The following is a 2,829-nucleotide window of genomic DNA, read 5'->3' as shown; positions in this document are numbered from 1 at the left end:
AGAGAAAAGAAAATAAACTCTTATTCACTAACTACAATCAAAGAAGCTTTAATACCTGTGTTCAAGTTCCAAATGTTTTTTACAATTTGAACACCCGTTTCGTCAATTACTGCAAATTCGGCCGTATTTGGTCCCGAAGATCCTTGGTTTAAAGCGATAAATTCAATTTTATTTAATCCCGGTTTTAAGTCAATTGATAAAACTTTAAAAGAACCTTCTAAATACACGTCTGTATAAATAATCTGTTCATTTTGTAGTATTCGAACGCGATCACCATCCACATATTCATGGTCGCGACACATAATAACCATTTTTTTGGATTTTGTATTAAAACTACCAAAATACTGACTTTTTTTGTATTCATCTTTCGACTCGCGGTCGTTTTCTAACCATTTCGGATTGTAATCATGTTTGGCTTTCATTAAACCATCGTCCTGCGTCATGTCGGGTGATTTTGATTGAATCAAAGGTTCCGGGTCTTTTTCTTCACCAATTTTATATTTGGGTTTGAAATTGATTCCTGAATCCAACGATTTGTCTTTCGGCGGAATTGCGTTTGTTCCGGAAGCACCAAAGGAGGGTACCTTCACACCTGAGTCTATTTGTGCAGACACAAAATTTAAACTGAAGAGCAGTGCAAATAAAATTACTCGAAACATGTAGTACTTATTTATAAAGTTCAAAAATAAATTAATTTTCAGTAGAATGTTCTTAATAGAACGCCAAATTTTTTATTTTGACCTAACTCCCAAGTTCCATAAATTGTGCCAAATCACAATAATTTGTAAAAAAGTGCTATATTGTATCCGCATCTTTTAGAAGATTGTTAAATTTGTTTGTCAATTTTTATTAAAATACTAGTATATGTATCATGCAAAAATTTCCGGGTTAGGTTATTATGTTCCTGAAAATGTGGTTACTAATGATGATTTGTCTAAAATAATGGACACTAATGATGCTTGGATTCAAGAGCGAACCGGAATAAAAGAACGCAGACACGTGGTGAGAGGTGACGGAAATACCACCACTTCGATGGGTGTAAAAGCAGCTGAAATTGCCATAGAACGTTCAGGAGTAGCACGAGAGGATATCGATTTTATCATATTTGCTACTTTAAGTCCGGATTATTATTTTCCGGGTCCCGGAGTTTTAGTGCAACGTGATTTAGGTTTGCGAACGGTTGGTGCTTTGGATGTTAGAAATCAATGTTCCGGATTTGTTTATGCCGTTTCCATTGCTGATCAATACATCAAAACCGGAATGTATAAAAATATATTGGTCATCGGTTCAGAGTTACATTCGTATGGATTAGATATGACTGATAGAGGCAGAGGTGTTTCGGTTATTTTTGGCGACGGAGCAGGAGCTGCTGTAATTTCGAGAGAAGAAGATTTGACGCAAGGAATTTTATCAACGCATTTGCATTCAGAAGGCCAACATGCCGAAGAATTAGTTTTGATTGCTCCCGGAATGGGAAAACGTTGGGTGAGCGACATTTTAAAGGATAATGACCCCAACGATGAAAGTTATTTTCCTTATATGAACGGACAATTTGTGTTTAAAAATGCGGTGGTTCGTTTTAGTGAAGTCATTAACGAAGGATTACAAGCCAATAATTTATCCGTTTCTGATATAAGTATGTTGATTCCACATCAAGCTAATTTACGTATTTCGCAATTTATTCAAGCGAAGTTTAAACTTTCTGATGAGCAAGTGTATAACAATATTCAAAAGTTCGGAAATACTACTGCGGCTTCTATTCCAATTGCATTGACAGAAGCGTGGGAACAAGGAAAAATTAAAAAAGGCGACTTGGTTGTCTTAGCCGCTTTTGGTAGCGGATTTACTTGGGGAAGTGTGATTATTCGATGGTAATTTTTTTTGTATAATTTTTATTTTTTTACTTCATTTGCACTATATTAGAGTTATGAAATTAATGAAATTTCTCCACTCTAATTTGATTGTAAAAAAGTGATGATAATGAGTCGGAAGAGAGTACAACACACCGGACAAGCCAGGCTTTTTCAAAGTGATTTTTTGGAAATGCTTACCAAAACACATCCTGCAATTATTTGGGGAACCTATATTCCCATTTTAGCTTATCTGTTATATCGAGCACATGAAGTATACGGTATTTCGATGCAAAATATTTTGTTATTGTTTTTCACAGGGATGGTTTATTGGACGCTTTTTGAATACATTGCTCACCGATTTTTATTTCACATGGTGAGTGATAATATCAAAACACAAAAAGTGGCTTATATTTTACATGGAAACCATCATGAATATCCACGCGACAGACAGCGATTGTTCATGCCGTTGGTTCCGAGTTTGATTTTGGCAACCTTGTTATTTTTGTTTCATTATCTGTTTTTAGGAACTTATAATTGGGCTTTTTTCCCCGGATTCATGATTGGTTATCTTTCTTATGCATCCATGCATTATGCCCTTCACGCCTTTGAACCACCTTTTAAATTCATGCAACCGTTGTGGCGAAACCACCAATTGCATCATTACAAAGACGAACATTTGGGATTTGGTGTAAGCAATACCTTTTGGGACCGTGTTTTCGGGACTATGTTCGATCTTTCCAAAAACAAACAAGATAGGGAAAAAGTAAAAGAATTAATGTTTGAAAAGAAGGAGAATAAATAAAAGCTATCGTTTATATTTTTATAAAAAAACATTAGATTTTGTAATAAATTTTCAATCATATATAGGTTCTACTCCAGCATGAGGGCTGTAAATTTCCAAGTCTAGCCAAAAAAAGATGTCTAAATTTGGATAATGATTTGTTCTCTCTATTCTTACTCCATCTTCATTTTTTAT

Annotated in this window: 3 protein-coding genes; 2 read left to right on the top strand and 1 reads right to left on the bottom strand. The window is 34.8% G+C overall.

The window, feature by feature from the left end; translation table 11 throughout:
* Positions 1-20 precede the first annotated feature (20 nt).
* A complete protein-coding gene (locus ACIQ2S_RS12700) occupies positions 21-659 on the bottom strand; it encodes a hypothetical protein (protein ID WP_396176568.1) in 639 nt (212 codons plus the stop codon).
* A 205-nt stretch (positions 660-864) separates the two neighbouring features.
* Here ACIQ2S_RS12700 and ACIQ2S_RS12695 point away from each other — a divergent pair, with 205 nt between their 5' ends.
* Together ACIQ2S_RS12695 and ACIQ2S_RS12690 are read left to right on the top strand one after the other, a co-directional pair.
* Complete coding sequence (locus ACIQ2S_RS12695; protein ID WP_396176566.1) at positions 865-1,875, top strand: 3-oxoacyl-ACP synthase III family protein; 1,011 nt, start codon at positions 865-867, stop codon at positions 1,873-1,875.
* Between the two features lie 105 nt (positions 1,876-1,980).
* Positions 1,981-2,655: a sterol desaturase family protein gene (locus ACIQ2S_RS12690; RefSeq protein ID WP_396176564.1), complete on the top strand. Its 675-nt coding sequence runs from the start codon at positions 1,981-1,983 to the stop codon at positions 2,653-2,655.
* Positions 2,656-2,829: the final 174 nt, after the last annotated feature.

Source organism: Flavobacterium sp. (assembly GCF_044371705.1).
GTDB lineage: Bacteria > Bacteroidota > Bacteroidia > Flavobacteriales > Flavobacteriaceae > Flavobacterium.
Note: the sequence above shows the minus strand (reverse complement) of the source record. Positions and strands in the feature narration are given on the sequence as shown.